General features: G+C 46.4%; 16 protein-coding genes. 6 read left to right on the forward strand and 10 right to left on the reverse strand.

Annotated elements, in window-relative coordinates; translation table 11 throughout:
• Window positions 1-16: 16 nt before the first annotated feature.
• The 4 genes from hemL to ACXAGP_RS14485 form a co-directional block, all read right to left on the reverse strand.
• Complete coding sequence (gene hemL / locus ACXAGP_RS14470; RefSeq protein ID WP_475262275.1) at window positions 17-1,297, reverse strand: glutamate-1-semialdehyde 2,1-aminomutase; 1,281 nt, start codon at window positions 1,295-1,297, stop codon at window positions 17-19.
• 48 nt (window positions 1,298-1,345) lie between these two features.
• Window positions 1,346-2,356 (reverse strand): aspartate carbamoyltransferase, encoded by a 1,011-nt coding sequence (locus ACXAGP_RS14475; RefSeq protein ID WP_475262276.1) that lies wholly within the window; start codon window positions 2,354-2,356, stop codon window positions 1,346-1,348.
• A 106-nt stretch (window positions 2,357-2,462) separates the two neighbouring features.
• Window positions 2,463-3,956: a methyl-accepting chemotaxis protein gene (locus ACXAGP_RS14480; protein WP_475262277.1), complete on the reverse strand. Its 1,494-nt coding sequence runs from the start codon at window positions 3,954-3,956 to the stop codon at window positions 2,463-2,465.
• Window positions 3,957-4,183: 227 nt separating this feature from the next.
• Window positions 4,184-5,038, reverse strand: a complete 855-nt coding sequence (locus tag ACXAGP_RS14485) for a hypothetical protein (RefSeq protein ID WP_475262278.1) — start codon at window positions 5,036-5,038, stop codon at window positions 4,184-4,186.
• A 132-nt stretch (window positions 5,039-5,170) separates the two neighbouring features.
• On the opposite strand from ACXAGP_RS14485, the gene ACXAGP_RS14490 reads away from it, so the two are divergent.
• Window positions 5,171-6,094 carry an MBL fold metallo-hydrolase gene (locus tag ACXAGP_RS14490; protein WP_475262279.1) on the forward strand — a complete coding sequence of 308 codons (924 nt, stop codon included), beginning with the start codon at window positions 5,171-5,173 and terminating at the stop codon, window positions 6,092-6,094.
• Here ACXAGP_RS14490 and ACXAGP_RS14495 read toward each other — a convergent pair.
• Entirely contained in the window at window positions 6,069-6,704 is a 636-nt protein-coding gene (locus tag ACXAGP_RS14495) for a TetR/AcrR family transcriptional regulator (RefSeq protein WP_475262280.1), read from the reverse strand. The two genes, ACXAGP_RS14490 and ACXAGP_RS14495, sit on opposite strands and share 26 nt — an antisense overlap.
• A gap of 119 nt (window positions 6,705-6,823) precedes the next feature.
• Between ACXAGP_RS14495 and ACXAGP_RS14500 the strand changes: the two genes are divergently transcribed.
• Together ACXAGP_RS14500 and ACXAGP_RS14505 are read left to right on the forward strand one after the other, a co-directional pair.
• Window positions 6,824-8,011, forward strand: coding sequence for an efflux RND transporter periplasmic adaptor subunit (locus ACXAGP_RS14500; RefSeq protein ID WP_475262281.1), 1,188 nt, complete (start codon window positions 6,824-6,826; stop codon window positions 8,009-8,011).
• Window positions 8,012-8,024: 13 nt separating this feature from the next.
• Entirely contained in the window at window positions 8,025-11,216 is a 3,192-nt protein-coding gene (locus ACXAGP_RS14505; protein WP_475262282.1) for an efflux RND transporter permease subunit, read from the forward strand.
• Here the strand turns inward: ACXAGP_RS14505 and ACXAGP_RS14510 are convergent.
• Genes ACXAGP_RS14510 through ACXAGP_RS14520 form a run of 3 tightly spaced genes read right to left on the reverse strand, consistent with a single transcriptional unit; the run spans window position 11,183 to window position 15,353 of the window.
• Complete coding sequence (locus ACXAGP_RS14510; RefSeq protein WP_475262283.1) at window positions 11,183-13,186, reverse strand: S9 family peptidase; 2,004 nt, start codon at window positions 13,184-13,186, stop codon at window positions 11,183-11,185. The two genes, ACXAGP_RS14505 and ACXAGP_RS14510, sit on opposite strands and share 34 nt — an antisense overlap.
• A gap of 8 nt (window positions 13,187-13,194) precedes the next feature.
• Window positions 13,195-13,623 carry a CopD family protein gene (locus ACXAGP_RS14515; RefSeq protein WP_475262284.1) on the reverse strand — a complete coding sequence of 143 codons (429 nt, stop codon included), beginning with the start codon at window positions 13,621-13,623 and terminating at the stop codon, window positions 13,195-13,197.
• A gap of 11 nt (window positions 13,624-13,634) precedes the next feature.
• A complete protein-coding gene (locus ACXAGP_RS14520) occupies window positions 13,635-15,353 on the reverse strand; it encodes a chloride channel protein (protein ID WP_475262285.1) in 1,719 nt (572 codons plus the stop codon).
• A 198-nt stretch (window positions 15,354-15,551) separates the two neighbouring features.
• On the opposite strand from ACXAGP_RS14520, the gene ACXAGP_RS14525 reads away from it, so the two are divergent.
• Together ACXAGP_RS14525 and ACXAGP_RS14530 are read left to right on the forward strand one after the other, a co-directional pair.
• The gene (locus tag ACXAGP_RS14525) at window positions 15,552-16,262 is read left to right on the forward strand and encodes a DUF6776 family protein (RefSeq protein WP_475262286.1); all 711 of its coding nucleotides are present in this window, start codon (window positions 15,552-15,554) and stop codon (window positions 16,260-16,262) included.
• Between the two features lie 10 nt (window positions 16,263-16,272).
• A complete protein-coding gene (locus ACXAGP_RS14530; protein WP_475262287.1) occupies window positions 16,273-16,683 on the forward strand; it encodes a DUF4112 domain-containing protein in 411 nt (136 codons plus the stop codon).
• 6 nt (window positions 16,684-16,689) lie between these two features.
• Here the strand turns inward: ACXAGP_RS14530 and ACXAGP_RS14535 are convergent, their stop codons facing one another.
• Together ACXAGP_RS14535 and ACXAGP_RS14540 are read right to left on the reverse strand one after the other, a co-directional pair.
• Window positions 16,690-17,067, reverse strand: coding sequence for a PH domain-containing protein (locus tag ACXAGP_RS14535; protein ID WP_475262288.1), 378 nt, complete (start codon window positions 17,065-17,067; stop codon window positions 16,690-16,692).
• 18 nt (window positions 17,068-17,085) lie between these two features.
• Window positions 17,086-17,268, reverse strand: a complete 183-nt coding sequence (locus ACXAGP_RS14540; protein ID WP_475262289.1) for a YqaE/Pmp3 family membrane protein — start codon at window positions 17,266-17,268, stop codon at window positions 17,086-17,088.
• A 153-nt stretch (window positions 17,269-17,421) separates the two neighbouring features.
• On the opposite strand from ACXAGP_RS14540, the gene erpA reads away from it, so the two are divergent.
• Window positions 17,422-17,766 carry an iron-sulfur cluster insertion protein ErpA gene (gene erpA, locus ACXAGP_RS14545; protein ID WP_338291307.1) on the forward strand — a complete coding sequence of 115 codons (345 nt, stop codon included), beginning with the start codon at window positions 17,422-17,424 and terminating at the stop codon, window positions 17,764-17,766.
• Window positions 17,767-17,795 lie beyond the last annotated feature (29 nt).

A 17,795-nucleotide genomic window follows, 5' to 3' on the forward strand; every position in this document is an offset into this window, starting at 1 on the left:
GGCTTTTCGTGAGCAATTACAGGCTTTCCAGCGCGCTACGGGCCACCTGAATTGTTTGGTCGATGATGGCTTCAGAGTGCATGGCTGATACAAAGCCTGCTTCGTAGGATGCAGGAGCCATGTAAACTCCTAGCTCCAACATTTTATGGTAAAAGCGATTAAATTGCTCGGTGTTGCAATTGATAGCTTGCTGGTAGTTCACCACCTTCTCTACCTCTGTAAAGAAAATGCCAAACATGGAACCGGCGTAGTTTACCGTCATTGGTATGCCAACGGTCTTGGCTTCCGCCTGAATGCCCAGTGCCAGCTTTTCAGTGTTGTGGCTCAGGGTTTCATACAAACCCGGCGCCTGAATCGCATTCAGCGCTGCAAGACCTGCGCTCATAGCAATGGGGTTACCAGATAGCGTACCCGCCTGATACACGGGGCCGCTTGGTGCCAGATGGGCCATAATTTCGCGTTTGCCACCAAACGCACCTACCGGCATACCGCCACCGATAACTTTACCTAAACAGGTAAGATCTGGTTTGATGTTGTAGTGCGCCTGTGCGCCACCCAATGCCACGCGAAAGCCAGTCATAACTTCATCGAAAATCAGTAATGCGCTGTGTTTGTCGCAGATTGCGCGTAAACCTTCGAGAAATCCGGGGACTGGCGGGATACAATTCATATTCCCGGCTACGGGTTCGACAATAATACAGGCGATATCATCGCCGCATTGGGCGAAGGCTTCTTCCACAGTTGCCAGGTTATTAAATTCAACGGTTAAGGTATGTTGTGCCACGCTTTCTGGCACGCCTGGTGAACTAGGGACTCCGAAGGTCAGGGCACCTGAGCCCGCTTTCACTAATAAACTGTCGGAATGGCCGTGATAACAACCTTCGAACTTCAATATTTTGTTTTTACCGGTAAAACCACGGGCCAGACGGATGGCACTCATAGTGGCCTCGGTGCCCGAATTAACCATACGTGACATTTCCATGCTTGGTACAAGTGTACTGATGAGCTCTGCCATCTGTACTTCCAATTCGGTGGGGGCACCAAAGCTCAAGCCGTTTTCTATGGCGTCAGCCACTGCTTTGCGGATCATCTCATTGTTATGACCCAACACCATGGGCCCCCAGGAGAGAACGTAATCGATATACTGTTTGCCATCGGCATCAAACAGGTAAGGGCCATCGGCTTTGCTGATGAAAGGCGGGGTACCACCAACGGCTTTAAATGCGCGCACGGGGCTGTTTACACCGCCGGGTATATGTTGCTTTGCTTGGGAAAAAAGTTGTTCAGATTTTTGCATTGATGCTCTCTTTGCTGGTCTGGTTTTAATATGTCAAATGAGTCGTGATTAATTGCTGTGATAATGCCAAGGCACGGCGCGCTCGTAGTCCTTAACCTTATTTTCAACACCCAATGCTAAGGCAAATAACGCCATTCTTACTAATACACCGTTATCAGTTTGACGGAAAATCGCCAGATTGGGGTTTTGATTCAGGTCGTTGTCCAACTCGTTGGCATCGGCGCGTGAATCTCGCGGCAGCGGATGCATTATCACTGTTTTGGACTGAAAATGCTGGGTGTAAATCGCCTGATTGAGGCGAAATTTCCCTCGGTACTTATTGGCCTCTTCTTTGGAGGGGAAGCGTTCCTCTTGCACTCGCGTCTGATAACAGATATCGGCATCAACCTGGCCATCTAATGAGTCCTGGATGTTGAATTGGTGTCCGGCATTCGTGATGGTATCCAGAATGTAATCAGGCATGCCGAGCTCTTTCGGCGCAATAAACGTAAAGCGAATATCTTTAAACAGGCATAATAGCTTGGCCAATGAATGTACGGTGCGGCCAAACTTTAGGTCACCTACCATGGCAATGTGCAGTCCGTTAATATCACGCTGATGGAAAGCCAGTTCTTTTTTAATGGTGTAGAGATCTAATAAGGCCTGAGTAGGGTGTTCATTGGGACCGTCACCGCCATTGATACAGGGGACCCGGCTGCCTTTGGAAAATTCCTCAACCGAACCCGCATCCGGATGGCGCATGGCGATGACATCAGAATAGCCGCTCAGTACTCTGGCCGTATCGTATAAGGACTCTCCCTTGGCCAGGGCAGAATTGCTCACACCAACCGTTTCCCGTACTTCACCACCTAATAAGTTAAAGGCAGTACCAAAACTGACTCTGGTACGGGTACTAGGTTCAAAAAACAGGTTACCCAAAATGGCACCATCTAACACGGTAGTGCGCTTTTCCCGGCGCGTGTATACCTGCATGGTATCGGCGACATTAAAGATTTGGGTTATGGCATCCAGATCAAACTGATTAACCGAGAGAATGTGTTGACCCAAGAAACGACTCATGGCGCAAGTTCCTGCTGAAAGATAAAATTGCTCTATTGTCCTTTGGTTATAAAAAAAAGGGAAGCGTTAGCCTCCCTTTTGTTGTTATCTGCAGGAACGTTATACGTTAATCCAGTTTAAAGCGACCTAATACGCCTTGCATATCGTGACACTTGTCTTCCAGCTCTCCAGATATTTCATCTACTTCACTCATCGTTGTGGCAAGTGCATCTGCTGAGTGGCTGATGGACTCTATGCGTTTGCTCAAGTCGTTGCTCACTGCGGATTGCTCCTCAGATGCCACTGCGATTTGGTGATTCATATCACTCACATTGACGACGGTTTCCTGAATGCCATCCAGGATCTCACTAATGCTATCGGCCTCTGTTGCCGCTTGCCCAACAGCATTGGTGCTGGAAGACATGGACTGATGCGCGTCTTCTGCGGAGCTTTGCAGGCCAGTAACGATATTTTCAATTTCTTCAGTTGAAGATTGAGTGCGTTGTGCCAGGGTTCGAACTTCATCGGCAACCACCGCAAAGCCACGACCTTGTTCACCTGCACGGGCTGCCTCAATGGCTGCGTTCAGGGCCAGCAAGTTAGTCTGTTCGGCGATGGATTTAATTACAGTGACCACAGAGCCGATTTTTTCACTGTTATCTCTGAGGCGATAAACCTGGTCTGCCGTACCTGAAATACTACTTTCCAGACTCTTAATAATGCCAACACTGCTCACTACCCGACTTCGGCCTTGCTCAACTTTTTCTTTGGCAATATCGGTTTGCTCTACCGTGTGTTGTGAGTGTTCTGCCACTTTCGACGCGGTAATGGACATTTCCTGCAATGCTGTGGCTATCATCTGCACATCAGATAACTGTGCGTCTGTGGATTTGTTAGCATCCACCATCATGGATTTGATGGTTTCTGAGCGATTCTCGATCACATTGCCCGTTTGCAAAACGTTTTTAATCAGCTCGGTGAGCTTTTCCAATAGTAAGTGGAAGTTGCGGGCGAGGCTGGCAAACTCGGTGCTGCGTGCGCCTTTGAGTTTCCGCGTTAAGTCGCCATCACCCATGGCGATCTCTTTGATAGACAGTGTCACGTCTAACAGTTGTGAAAGAACCAGTTTTCGGGTGGTGATAACCGCAGCAACGAGCATAACCACTACCAGAATCAAGATGTTTAGCATGGCGGAGAATGCGTTGCTGGCTAATTTGCTTTGCATGGGCTCTTTGGTAAACACCACGCTTATTTTCCCGATCTCTTTGTTGTCTCGATTGATAAGACCGGATTCGTACACTTCCACTGAATCGTCCGTAAGGCGGGTTTTACCGGATTTGCCTAACTCTTTATCACGGTGATCCGTGATGGTAACTCCAGAGACGATGTCGATGTCGGTCATGGCTTTGGCGATTTGCTCCACCTGGCCATAATCATAAGTAAACACCGGTTCGATTAATGCGACTCTGGCATAGCCCAGCTGTGCTTGCATTTGCTTTTCGAAATCACTTTCCGCTTGCCCTGATGAGACCATATAGGCCACCGAGCCTGACAAAGTCGCTGCAATAAAGCCACTGACAAACAACCAAAATACGAGTTGGTTACTAATCGATTTAAACATGGGCGTCTTATGCCTCTTTTATTTGTACGTTCCTGAATCAATCAGTCTCAAAAATGGCTTTATCGAAGCTGATAAATTGGGGTCATTAAAGAAACTGAAACGTTTTTGTAACACTATAGTTACAATGTTCGGGCACAGCAAATCTTTGCTTACCGCCTTCCAATGGCGATTTTGTATATTGTTTTTATTATTTTTGTTAACAAAGAATATAAAATCATCATCCTAAATCAAAGATTAAAATAATATTTTTTTTCTTTATCGTCTGGTTTGTGAAAAAATCCATTTTTTAATGAAAGTATTTTTCGTTCAGATAATTGTGCTTTATCTAAAATGTGTTGGTAAGTTTGCTGGAACATACGTTCGTACTCACCAGACTCTATCAGTCGATTGAAGCCTTGTTCAATATCCTGCGCTAGTTGCACATCATCTCTGTGTACAAAATAAAAATTAGCATAGGGGTAGTGCACTGCTACATTGGGCTCAATGGCAATGCCCATGTTTTTATAGCTTTCCAGTTCGCCCCAGATTTCCAGTACTGAACGCGGGAACAAATCAAAACGGCGTTTTTGCAACATCTTGAACAAGGCTTCGTAAGATGTCGTCGTATGGACTACAAAACCATTGTCGCTGAACAGGGCCACATCGGGCCATCCGCCGCCCAGCCCGACACTAAATAGCTTTAATTGCTCTGTGGAATGAACGTCTCTTAATAGGTTTTTTTTGTCCTCATTCACCAATAGCAAGCGCCACCCCAGTAATCCTTTTTGAATGGGAATGCGCACTGCGCGGTAATGTTGTTCTCGATGATCGGAAGTACCAGTCCAGACAATATCCAGTTTTTTATCGTTCAGTAATAACAGCGCTCTATCCTGCTGGGCGGGATACAGTGATTCTTGAAGCTGATATTTGTGGGGGATTTCGGCAAGAATGGCCTGTAAAACATCAATGGCAAAATCCTGGCGTTTATCAACACCCGCTTCCGGACGTGGATATATCAATAATCGCTCTGTGCTGGATACTGAAAAAGACATCAGTATTAAGCTACAAATCAAACTGCTTAAAATAGCTTGTAGACCTTTCAAAATCACGCCCCGGGGCAAAAGCATTTTGGAGATAATTGTGTATTATGATAATCATAGTTGCTTAATCTCTCCTTTGCTTTCTGCTAAGGTCTTACCAGTGATGGAATTTTGAACCTGGAGCAGTTACTCCTTATGCGTATTTTGTGGATGGCACTAGTATTATTAGTCTTGGCTGAATCGGCCAATGCTTCCAGTTGTGGGGCTGAAGTGCAATTGCAGGTTTTGGGAACAGGGGGGCCGGAAATAACCGACAGTCGAATTTCTTCGGGTTATCAACTTTGGCTCGATGGACGCAGCCGACTGTTACTGGATACTGGCAGTGGCAGCAGCTTTAGTTTTGAGCAAAGTCAAGCCGACTTTGCCGATGTAGATGCCGTTTTACTTTCTCATTTGCACACCGACCACAGTGCAGATTTACCCACCTACATTAAAGGTTCTTTCTTCACTCACCGAAATCGGGATTTGTTCGTTATCGGTCCTGATAAAAATTCTCGTATGCCTGCAACCAGCGAATTTGTCACCCGTCTATTTGGTCAAGAGGGCGCTTTTCCTTATCTTTCTGATTATTTAGTGCAAGGGCAGGAGAGTTATCAGCTCCTAAGTGAGGATGTGCCGATGGAAAAAGGCACAGCGTTATATGAAAAAACATTTCCGTGGGGCAGGGTAACCGCCATTGCGGTTGATCACGGTCCTATTCCCGCTCTTGCCTGGCGCATCGAGATGGTTGGCTGTGTTGTGGTATATAGCGGAGATTTGAGCAATAAAACTGATAAACTGGCCCAGTTTGCACAGCAGGCAGATTTGCTGGTGATCCACATGGCTATATCGGACAGTGCCGGTCAGATAGCGAAAAATTTACATGTAACACCAACAGAAATTGCACGGATTGCCCAAAAAGCTAAACCGAGAAAGCTGTTGATATCGCATTTGATGCGTCGTAGTGAGCCCGAGCTAAGTAAAACCTTAAAACAAATCCAACAAAATTACGGTGGGGAGATTATTGTGGCGCAAAGGCTATTAACCGTGCCTGTTAGCCCGCGTGACGCTGCAAAATAAGTAAATAATCCTCAACCACAAGGTTAACAAAGTCCCGTTGTTGTTGCTCATCCAATTCACCGGGAAGACCCATCAAGCTTAGCATGTGGTGCTCTCCTTTGAGCATATTGAAAAACGCCATGACCAGATGCTTTAAGTGTTGCTGAGGAATATGGACTTCCTGTTGTTTTAACAGATAGTCTTTTAAAATCAACATGGCCTGTTTGGGACCCGCTTCGTAAAATAGTTCCGCTACATGTACGTTGGTGCTTACTTCGCCCATGACTACTCTGTACATTGCAACTACATCTTTGTCATGCAGTAATCTGACAAATTGCTCTGCAATTAAAAGTAATACAGCTTTCAGATTTTTCGGGCATTCCAGAATATGTTCTTCGTCCATCTGATATTGGCGACACTTTAATGAAATAACCGCAGTAAAAAGGGCGTCTTTGTTTTTGAAGTGGGAATACACGGTTTGCTTGGAGACACCTGCCTCTTTTGCAACGTTATCCATCGAGGTGGCATTGAACCCCTGGCGTAAAAACAGACAACTTGCCGCCTTTAAAATTTGCTGCTGTTTTTCTGTACTTTTCGGGCGCCCCGCCTGTGATTTTTTCTCATTCGTCATGCGTTATATCACTTTGCATTAATTATCAAACTAAACAGTCTAGTATTTTTATTTGAAATATCATACTATACAGTCTAGTATTATTTTCGGTTAGTGGCAATTACTGGTTTGGAGTTCACATGTCATCTTCTCAATTGCGTTCATGGGTTACACAACGTCCCGGTTTAGTGGTGATGTTATTTTTTGTTGTCCCTGCGCTGTTTTTATTTTTATTAATGAGTGCTGCAGGCGCAGGTCAGGTGCCGCAAGCACCCGCTGAACCTTTCCCTAATAAAGTGGATGTCATTAAGGTGGAACGTCAAAACGCCTATAGCCGCTCAGTCAAGGTTGTCGGCAGAGTGGAGGCCAGTAAACAAGCTAGTTTGGGCTTTGAGCGCGGCGGTACTTTGCTGACTGCGCTGGTTGATGAAGGTGATAAAGTCACTGAAGGGCAATTGCTTGCTGAATTGGATACACAACGGCTAAATGCCCAGCTACAAGAAATTGAAGCCGGAATTGCCAGAGCGACAGCGGATGCGCGCTTAGCCAAGCTTTCTGAAAATCGCATTGCTTCACTGGTAAAGCAAAAACTTGAGTCTTCCCAGCGCCTTGACGAAACGCGAGAAGCAACGCTGGCTGCACAAGCACTGGTGCGAGAGATGGAAGCGCGTAAAGCCAGTGTGTTGGTGGAGTTTGCCAAGTCCAAAATAATTTCGCCTTTTACCGGCACCATCTTGTCCCGTCCGGTTGATCCCGGCTCTGTTGTGGGGCAGGGGATGACCGTCTTTACCTTACAACAAGATTCAGGTACCGAAGTGCGCATGGCGATGGCTGCTGATAAAGCGTTTCAGCTGGTAAAAGGGCGCTCCTACCAGGTATTTAGCGGACCTGAATCTTTCAATGCCAGGCTGAAGTCTATCGCCAATGCCAGAACCATCAGTACCCGTACAGTCGACGCGATATTTGAAATTGAAGCCGGTAGCAATGATAAAGCCGCGATTTTACCGGGCGACTTGTTAACCTTGTTATTGCCAACGGAGACGCAATTGGCAGGATACTGGGTGCCTAAATCCGCCCTTACCAATGGCATACGAGGCATGTGGAATCTGTTTACGGTATCAGATGCTAGTGGTGCCCAAACCATAAAAACGCGCGCCGTCACAGTGTTATTTTCAGATGAGAGCAAGGCTTATGTAAGTGGCGCATTAAATGCGCAAGACTATGTCATTTTGCGCGGTGGACAACGTCTTGTTCCCGAGCAAATGGTTTACGCTACACAAGTCCCTTTTCCTGAATCTGCTAAGCCTATGGCTGTGGCCGGTTTGTAGTTGCCGGGAGTAAATGATGTCATCACATAATTCCTCCGTTCGAAAAATGCCTTGGTACAGTTTGTTTTTCCGCAATGGTCATCTGCTGCTTTTGAGTATTGTGATTGTCATGGTGGCGGGGCTGTCAGCTTTGGTGAATTTGCCACGACTGGAAGATCCTCGAATTGATTTGAGAAATGTCATTGCGCTTACCCCTTTTCCGGGGGCCTCCGCCGAACGCGTTGAAGCCTTGGTGAGTGACGTTATAGAAGATGAGTTACGCCAGCTTGATGAAATCAAAGAGCTCAAATCTACCTCCCGAGCGGGTATATCCGTGGTGAGTATTGAGTTGCAGGCGTGGGTCGATAACAGCACCAATGAGCAGATTTTCTCAGAGATACGAGATCGCTTATCAGAAGCTGCCAAAAAATTTCCGCAAGGAGCAGGTGAGCCCAATTTAGATACGCAACGGGGAGCCACATCTTTTACCTTGAAAGTAGCCTTATCCCCTGTTGCAGATGTGCAGACAGAGCAAGGGTTTAAAGACCTCAGCATCGCGACGCGTTTATCGGAAGAGTTGTCGGATCGTTTACGCAACGTGCCCGGAACGGAAATCGTACGTATTTATGGCGATCCAGAAGAGGAAATTCTGGTGAGTATTGATGCTGTGCAACTGGCGAACGCCGGTTTAACCGTAGCACAAGCTGCTGCACTGATTGCCGCCAATGATCCCAAAGCTCCGGCAGGTGTGGTGCGAAACCAAAACAATAATTTGCGGGTTCAGGTGGCCAGTGAACTGGATACCCTGGAGTCGGTACGCGACATTCCGCTGCGCAGCGATGCGATTAACGGCTATTTGCGAGTGGGAGATATCGCTCAGGTTGAACGCAGTTGGCAGCAGCCCCAGCAAGATATTTCTTTATTGGATGGTGAACAAGTCATCCTTGTGGCAGCCCGTATGCAAACCACTGTGCGTGTCGATAAATGGATGGCCAATGCCAAGGAAGTTGTCGCTGAATTTGACGAAGAATTCGCCGGTACGGTGCACACAGAGGTTATTTTTGATCAGAACATCTACACGGAACAGCGCCTTGCCGATTTGACTCAAAATTTGTTACTGGGGAGCGTTGTGGTGATGTTGGTGGTGCTGCTTTTCATGGGGGCCAGAGCCGCCTGGATTGTGGGATTGTCCCTGCCGCTTTCAGCCGCGTTTGCGATATTTTCTTTGTCCTTTTATGGACAGCAAATTCACCAGATGTCAATTTTCGGTATTATTGTGGCCATTGGCTTGTTGATTGATAACGCAATCGTGATCACCGACGAGATACGCGCCAATTTGCAAAACAAAGCCATGTCTCGTCTGGATGCACTAGTCACTAGCTTGCGGCATCTGTTTGTTCCCTTATTAGCCTCAACCCTAACCACTATTCTCGGGTTTATGCCGATATTCCTGCTACCGGGTAACATTGGTGATTTTGTCAGCCCCATCGCCATCAGCGTTGTGATGGCCTTAATTGGCTCACTGTTTATTTCACTGACCATTATTGCGGCTCTTGCGGCGCGATTTCTACCGCGCAAACCCGGTGACAGTGAGGCTTCCTGGTACCAGGCTGGGGTACAAATGCCTTTGATAACACAGCTGTTTAAGTCACGTTTGCAATCAGCGCTTGAAAACCCGTTGAAAGTACTATGGTTACCTATCGGGCTACCCATTTTAGGTTTTGTGCTGGCGGGGCAACTGGGCAATGTGTTTTTCCCCAGCGCTGACAGAGATCAATTTGAGATGTACATCTGGATGCCTGCAGGCACCAGTATCGAGCGTACTTATGATGTAACTCGTGAGATAGACGTGCAAGTGCGCGATCATGATTTGGTACAGCAGGTGACCTGGTTGGTAGGCGGCTCAGTACCTTCGGTATATTACAACCAGGTAATGACTCGAGATAACACACCCTATTTTGCTCAGGCTGTGGTGTCTGCCGTTAGTGTTGATGGTGCCGCGACACTGATTTCAGAATTGCAATTTGAATTGAGTGAGCAGTTTCCGCAAGCTCAAATTGTAGTGCGTCCTTTTGGTCAAGGCCCACCGATTTCGGCCCCGATTGGCGTCGACATTTTTGGCCCCGACCTGGAAGTATTGCAGCAGCTGGGTGAGCAAGTGCGCCTGGCGATGTCAGAGATACCGGGTATTACTCAAAGTATTGCTTCAATTGAAACCGGAGAGCCAGAATTAATTTTAAGTACCAGCTACAACGAGTCATTATTAGCCGGATTGAGTTATAACGATATCGCAGCACAATTGCAATCTGCGTTAGATGGTGCAACTGGTGGCTCTATTCTGGAAGGCACGGAAGAAATCCCGGTCCGGGTGCGTCTGAGTAATCAAGAGCGCAAGGATACCAGCGAGTTGGCCAGCTTACCTATCTTAAACAGTCAATTGTCGCAACAGCAAACATGGGTACCGCTTTCAGCATTGGGGGAATTTGAGTTAAAACCCACAATGTCAGGTATTTCCCGAAATGATGGGGTCAGAGTCAACCACATTGAAGCGTTCTTGTTGCCCAATGCCACAGCCATTGATGTTTCCAATCGGTTATTGGAGTTGATCAATGACGGACGTATCCAATTGCCTCAGGGTTATAGCATCAAAATGAAAGGTGATGCCGATAAACAGCAAGAAGCGTTAGGCCAGTTAGCCACTTATGCCCCGGTTTTACTGGTACTCATGCTGGCAACCCTGATCCTGTCTTTTAATAGCTTCAGACTGGCGGGTGTTATAGGGGCGGTTGCAATGTTATCGGTGGGATTAGGCATGTTAAGCCTTTGGATTTCTGGTTTGCCCGTGGGTTTCAATCCTATTTTGGGCAGTGCGGGTTTGATTGGTGTGGCTATTAATGGCTCCATTGTGGTGATTGCCGCAATTAATGCTGATGAGCGAGCCGTGATGGGGGACAGTGCAGCCATAGTTGAAGCTACCATGAGTTGTAGTCGTCATATTCTGTCTACTACCGTCACCACAGTGGGCGGTTTTATTCCACTACTGCTGTTCAGTGAAGGCACGTTCTGGCCACCGCTTGCTGTGGTACTTGCCGGAGGCGTAGGCTTTTCAGTGATACTGTCTTTGATTTTCACTCCGGTTGTGGTGAGTGTGATCAATCGCCGTAAAGCGAGAAAAATCAGGGCCGGAAAAGCTCAATCTGCAGCATCGCTAGCCTTTGGTCGATAAGTATTGAGCCATTTGGTAACGCGTTCTGCGATATCTAGTTGTGTGTGGGCATCGATGATGTGATGCCCTTGCTCAGGGTAAAGCAGCAGTGAAACTGGCGCATTGTTGCGGACTTTAAGGTGACGATACAGCTCCACCGATTGACTGTAGTGCACCCGGTTATCTCTTATGCCATGCATGATGAGAAGTGGCGTATTGTGCTTCTCGCTATAGTAAATGGGACTGGCCTGTAACCATGCATGCCAGCTTTGCCAGGGCGTGCTCAAGGCATGGGTTTGCAGCATTTCTGTGGGAATATCCGTGGTACCGAATTTAGAAATCTGATTACTAATCCCGGCGATACTCACTGCTGCCGAAAAGTATTGTGAAAATTTTGTTGCTCCCCAGGCTGCGGCATAACCGCCATAAGACGCACCTGAAATTCCCAGCCAATCAGTGGACAACTGCTTATCGAGTAAGTACTGTCGTGCCGCCAGCAAATCGTTAAATTCGGCTCCTGCATAATCTCCTTGCCCCAGTTTTAAAAAGGCATCGCCGCGTCCTGAAGAGCCTCTGTAATTGGGTAAAAAACTTTGAATGCCCATAGCAGCAAGGCTATGCACTGGCTGGCTATATCGGGCAACCCAGCCATCACTAATATGGGATTCTGGACCACCATGGACAAATATCACTGTGTCATACCTGGAAGAGGTATTTGCATCGCGGGGAGATATCAGGATTCCTTCCAGTTCAACGCCGTCTTCGGCCATAAATTTGTGAACTTGTTGCAGGCCCAAGCTCAACTCGTCTAACTGGCTATTGGAGTTAGTGGAGCGCAGCATTTTACCCCGCTTAAACCAGAATAATTCGTCAGGATGCAAACGGCTGTTGGCGATAACCGCCAGGTTGTTATCACTATCTGTGCTGTGTATGCCGCGGATGATGAGTTGTCCATCATACAAGGTGCGGTAACTGTCGCTATTGTTGTTAGCGCGCTTGCTGGCAATAATAGAGCGAACCCCGATATCGGCGCTAAATACCAGATTTCTGGTTTCAGGCCACAACACATTAGTTATCATGCCTTCAAAGTTACTGAGTAATTGCTGACTTTTCTGGCGCTTTATATCCATCAAAAACAGGCTGCCGTGATCCGGTGAGTTTGGGGTTTGTGCAGCAACAAAGGCAAGCTTGTTGCCATCAGGAGAGAACACTGCTTTCCCCAGTTTTCCTAACCCTGAAACTAGCGTCGTTGTTGTGCCTTGGGCATCGTTCAATACATACTCAGCGCGCATGGTGACATCATCTTGCTTGTAGGATGGCGCTTTCTTAATCAGTAGTTTTTGGCTTTCCGGAGCGAACTGAGCCTCTATTACGTGGCCATCAATAGCAATTAGCTGCTCACCCTTGTCCAGCTGAGCTAGAGATAACAGGTACAGGCGGTGGTTCTTGTGTGGTTCATTTTCAAATTCGTATACGCTATCCAGCTTAGGCGTCTTGCTCTGCTCTGCTTGTGGAGTGGGGTACCAATAAGCGAGTGACCCGCCATCATCGTGCAAATCAAAGCCGTGAATATGCTGCTTTTTTGCCACTGCTTTAATGGCTTCCCCACCATCCGTCCTTATCATGTAAATGCTAAAATAAGGCTCTGCCTGGCGTCGCATCAGCAGCCAGATTTGTTGCCCGTCGGCACTCCATTTTATTTGCTGAATCTGATTCATACCTCTTATGAGGTGGCGCATTTGGCCTTTGTGATCCAATAGAAATAGTTCCTGCCAGTCAGGGCCGGGAGAGGCTTTGCGGCTATCACGAGGAATATTTTGAATAAAGGCGATGTGTTTGTTATCGGGGGAAAGCCGAGCATCATTGATTTGTTTTAAGCCCACCAATAACTCAGGCTTCATACTTTGAGGTGTCGCCTCGGTAACTGAGGCGACAATTGAAAACAACATCAGCAGCGCTAGTTTCAACTGCTCTTTAAAAAATTGTTCCATGTTTTTCCCTAAAAGGGCTTAACAACCGCAAGTACGATGATGGCCAGAAAGATAAACACCGGTGATTCATTTAATAAGCGATAAAACTTATGACCATGGCGGTTTTCATCCCGTTCAAAGCGCTTCATTAAAATGAAAAGATAAGCATAGTAGGCATAAACCAGTAGTACTAATAACAACTTGGCGTGTAACCAATGGGAAGCACCTAACCAACCCATACCGTATTGATAGATTAAAGCAATACCAAATACCAAAGTTAAAATGGCGAAGGGTAAAACGAACCACCAAAGTCGCCGTTCCATGATCTTGAATTGTTGCTTTACTTCATGGGATTCAGATTGAGCGTGATAAACAAATAGTCTCGGCAGATAAAATATGCCCGCCATCCATGCCACCATAAAAAAAATGTGAAGTGCCTTAAGCCACAAAATGGTCACAATCTGACTCCTTAATATTCTTTGCGATATAAATAGCTTCGCACCGCATCCCAAGTTATCACGCCAATAATGGAATGAGGTGTCGAACCCTGAACATACACAGCACCTTCTCTGCGATTTTGCAGTATTTCATAGACTTCCGCCAATGTAGCCTGTGCGGATACCCCTTGCATTGGGAAGAAGCGCAAGGGGGAACCCTCTTTGTTCAGACTGAAATCGTATTGTACCAGGAAGTATTGCACATCGATTTCGTAGGTGGATTTTTGCACCACCGGATGTGTGGGAGCCGTATCCAGAAAGTCCAGAATATGTTTGTCTGTGGCATCCATAAACAGTTTGTATTCACGGTCGATAAGTGCCAGCACGCCGACTTTCTGCAAGGTAGAGCGTATGGAGGAAGTTGAGTAGGGCAGGTTTTGATAATCCAGTTGTCGAATAAAAATGGAGCTGTTTTTAAACAACTGGTTGGCCGTTACATAAGAAGGTACGATTACCATCATGGCAGGTAGCACAACATCTACAGAATTTGATAATTCCATCACTGCAGACAATGCCGCCAAAGGGGCATGCACTACAGAGGTGAGAAACGCGGCGATGCCCAAAATAGCAAAGCTACTGGTTAAGTGGCTGGGATCATCATAGGCCAGGCCCAATGGATACATTAAAATTGCCCCAAGTAGTGCACCCAATCCCAATACCGGGCCAATCAGTCCTCCGGGAATACCCAATCCAATGGCAAAAATGGTTAGAATAAATTTAGCCAACAGTATGGCAAGCAGTAGTTGGATGTCTTGTGGTGCAGCCACCACCCAATGAATGGCACTAAAACCGGTACCCATGGCGTTGGGAATAAACCAGCCAACCAAGCCTGTAATTACCCCGGCCAATAGCAGACGACTGAACATGCTCATGGGACGGAACCAACGAATAATGTTCATTATTTGCATATTGAACAAAGTCGAAATACCGCCCAGTACGGCTCCAAATAAGATGAAATACAGATACATCCAGGTATCAAATTCAGCAATAGTCAGAAAAGCCAGTTCATGGTCATCGCCAAACACCAAGCGACTCAATACTGAGCCACAAGCCGCAGAGAGCATTATGGGGATAAAAATATGGATTTTATACTCTCTTAGCACCACTTCCATTACGAACAAAACCGCTGCAAAAGGGGTGTTAAATGAGGCTGATATGCCGGCGGCGATGCCACAGCCGGTTAAAATTCGGATGCTGTTGTAAGGTAGTTTGAGCCAGTTCCCAATGAAGCTACTACCGGCTGCCCCCAAGTGCACGGAAGGGCCTTCTCGACCCACAGAAAAACCGCTGGCCAGGGCCGCCATTCCGCCGAAAAACTGGTTTAAGGTATTTTTAAAGGGCATGAGTCCGTTGTGATTTTTAACACGATAAATTACAAACGGAATACCCGTACGATAGTGTTTAAAGCGGGTGATGATAGCGAATAAGAATATCGCCAACGCCCCTAAAATGGGGATCAATAAACGCATTTCCGGCTCTAGTGAAGCGAAGTTATCCACCTCGTCCAGCCAGAGTAATTGTAAACTCTCGTAGCTGAGACGAAATAATATGATTAAGCTACCGGAACAAATACCTGCGAGGACACCCAGCAAACTGAGTTGTACTGACGTACGGGGATGGGAGAGCGCTACTCGCAGTGAAGCGAGAGAAAGGCGCCTCTTCATTGCTCTGATAAAGACTTTTATCGGCATTGGGCGGCTCGGTTCAAGAGAAAGTCCATAGGATCGTTTAGCTATATTGGTATCATAAAATAGGCTACTTGGCGATAGTAAACACAACGCAAGTCTATGAAAAATTTCTGGTTTTGCGCTCTCCCGAGACAATTAATCAATACTTTAAGATGTTGTCGCTGCTGTCTATAATGGTGGAAATTCCACAAGGGCCAACATGTGACCAGCCAACTTCTCAAAAAACGACTCGGTGCATTCCGATATTATCTGGTGGTGATTGCCTTGCTAATATTATCCGGGTGGCTTGGCTATCAATGGGCAGGTATTGAGCAGCAACGGTTAAATGAAGAAATTAATCGTCTAAACCAATCTATGAATAACCTGGTGACGGAGAACAATCGTCTGACTCGAGATATTAATATTCTGGGAGTCGACCTTGAAGTCGCTCGACTAGCGTCAGAAGAGAGTCGAAAACAGATATTGCAACAAATGACGGCTGAAAAAGAGCTGCGTAGAGAGTTAAGCTTTTATCAAAAGGTTATGGCCCCGGAACTGGAGCAAGACGGTTTCATCATTGATTCTTTTAATCTCGAGCCCAGTGCCAGCGAAGGCTTTTTTCGCTATGCGCTTATTCTGATGCAAAAAGACAAGCATCGCACCACGGTAAAAGGCAAGGTGGATATTACGCTGATTGGTAGTCAGGATGGCAAGCCTACAGAGCTAAAACTTAACGAGGTGCTGATTGAAAACTCTGATGCGCTCAGTTTTAGTTTTCGATATTTCGAAGTGCTCAAGGGGGAGTTTATGTTGCCCGAGGCCTTTGCTCCGGAAATCATCGTGGTGGAGTCTCGTTTAAAAGACAAGAAGTGGGGCAGTGACTATTTAAAACGCAGCTTTGACTGGCAGCTGTTTGAAACTCAAGCGGAGTAGCGGATACATTATGAGTGAAATTAAGGCACCTGATGAGTTATTGAAAGCACAGTGGATTGCCAATATTACTGATACGGCAGTGCGTATACCCATTTTAAATATCAATGTCGGTTTAGACTTTCTTATCGGTTTAATTCCGGGGTTTGGTGACGCTGTCATGACTCTGGTAGCGCTACGCATTGTGTATCTGGGTAAGAAGCTAGGTATGCCGAAACACTTGCTACGCAAAATGGTGCGCAATAGCCTGCTGGATTTTGGCTTTGGTTTTATTCCGGTGGTGGGGGATCTGGTGGATCTGTTTTACAAAGCGAATAAGCGCAATGTTCGTTTGATGGAGCGCTGGTGGCTGCAACAGAACCAGTCTGAGCTTGCGAGCAATACGCAAGCCAAACTGGATTCATGGCAAGCGCCACAGGATTAGTACTAATTAGCAGAACATGCTATTGGCAAGGGTCTTTTGAATGCCCACTACATCAGTGCCGCGCTTCAGCTCTTTTACTAGTGGGGTAGGATCGCTACCTATCCAGATTTTCAGTTCACTATCCGTATCAAAGCTGCCGGCGGTTTCTACCGCAAATTTGGCTATGGATTTATAAGGTATTGATAAGTATTCCACCTTTTTACCAGTTACGCCTTGTTTATCGATTAAAATCAGGCGCTTATTGGTAAAGACGAACATGTCCCTGAAGACTTTGTAGCCCATTTGAATGGTTTCATTGTCCGCGGTGATAGCTTGTAGTTCTTCTTCTAATTGCTCCAGATCCACCTCTGAAGCATCGCCCATTAAACTTGATAATAATCCCATAATATTTCCTTGTTGTTATTAAGCTGTTCTTTTCGATACCACTAACCAAGCGGCGTGGATCATACCGGGAATACCACCCATTAGTGTGAGCACAATATTCAGGAAAAAGTGCAGTGTTAAGCCAACTTGTAAAAAGGCTCCTACTGGCGGCAGAATTATGGCCAGAATTAGATTTAATACACTCACGTCTTTGTTACTCATGCGGTTAGCCCTATTTTTGTTTTATCGAGTTAAGTGTAGGCAAAAAATCAAGCCTGTCGAATAGTTGACTGATTTACTCAGGTATTAGATAATCTGCCGCAATTCGCCATCGAGATCTGATGGCGCTCTATATGATGTTAATCCGAGGTATCAATGTCCGACACGCCAGAATTTCCTATTAACTTTTCTGATGCAGCCGCTTTAAAAGTGAAAAGCCTGATCGAAGAGGAAGAGAATCCGGAACTGAAACTGCGTGTTTATGTCACTGGCGGTGGTTGTTCTGGGTTTCAATATGGCTTTACTTTTGACGAGAAGGTCAATGATGGTGATATGGTTATCGAAAAGCAAACCGTTTCCCTGGTAGTGGATCCTATGAGTTTGCAATACCTTATGGGGGGGACTGTAGATTACAGTGAGGGGCTACACGGCGCTCGCTTCCTGGTAGATAATCCCAACGCTGAAACCACCTGTGGCTGCGGCTCCTCCTTTAGTATCTAAGCTTTTTCTACTCACCTTTCACTAGTACG

Source organism: Planctobacterium sp. AWM4_229 (assembly GCF_056160305.1).

Bases quoted from the DNA above. Each gene is read 5' to 3' on its own strand.
- hemL (WP_475262275.1), bottom strand. From the start codon at position 1,297: ATGCAAAAATCTGAACAACTTTTTTCCCAAGCAAAGCAACATATACCC.
- ACXAGP_RS14475 (WP_475262276.1), bottom strand. From the start codon at position 2,356: ATGAGTCGTTTCTTGGGTCAACACATTCTCTCGGTTAATCAGTTTGAT.
- ACXAGP_RS14480 (WP_475262277.1), bottom strand. From the start codon at position 3,956: ATGTTTAAATCGATTAGTAACCAACTCGTATTTTGGTTGTTTGTCAGT.
- ACXAGP_RS14490 (WP_475262279.1), top strand. From the start codon at position 5,171: ATGCGTATTTTGTGGATGGCACTAGTATTATTAGTCTTGGCTGAATCG.
- ACXAGP_RS14495 (WP_475262280.1), bottom strand. From the start codon at position 6,704: ATGACGAATGAGAAAAAATCACAGGCGGGGCGCCCGAAAAGTACAGAA.
- ACXAGP_RS14500 (WP_475262281.1), top strand. From the start codon at position 6,824: ATGTCATCTTCTCAATTGCGTTCATGGGTTACACAACGTCCCGGTTTA.
- ACXAGP_RS14505 (WP_475262282.1), top strand. From the start codon at position 8,025: ATGATGTCATCACATAATTCCTCCGTTCGAAAAATGCCTTGGTACAGT.
- ACXAGP_RS14510 (WP_475262283.1), bottom strand. From the start codon at position 13,186: ATGGAACAATTTTTTAAAGAGCAGTTGAAACTAGCGCTGCTGATGTTG.
- ACXAGP_RS14520 (WP_475262285.1), bottom strand. From the start codon at position 15,353: ATGCCGATAAAAGTCTTTATCAGAGCAATGAAGAGGCGCCTTTCTCTC.
- ACXAGP_RS14530 (WP_475262287.1), top strand. From the start codon at position 16,273: ATGAGTGAAATTAAGGCACCTGATGAGTTATTGAAAGCACAGTGGATT.
- ACXAGP_RS14535 (WP_475262288.1), bottom strand. From the start codon at position 17,067: ATGGGATTATTATCAAGTTTAATGGGCGATGCTTCAGAGGTGGATCTG.
- ACXAGP_RS14540 (WP_475262289.1), bottom strand. From the start codon at position 17,268: ATGAGTAACAAAGACGTGAGTGTATTAAATCTAATTCTGGCCATAATT.
- erpA (WP_338291307.1), top strand. From the start codon at position 17,422: ATGTCCGACACGCCAGAATTTCCTATTAACTTTTCTGATGCAGCCGCT.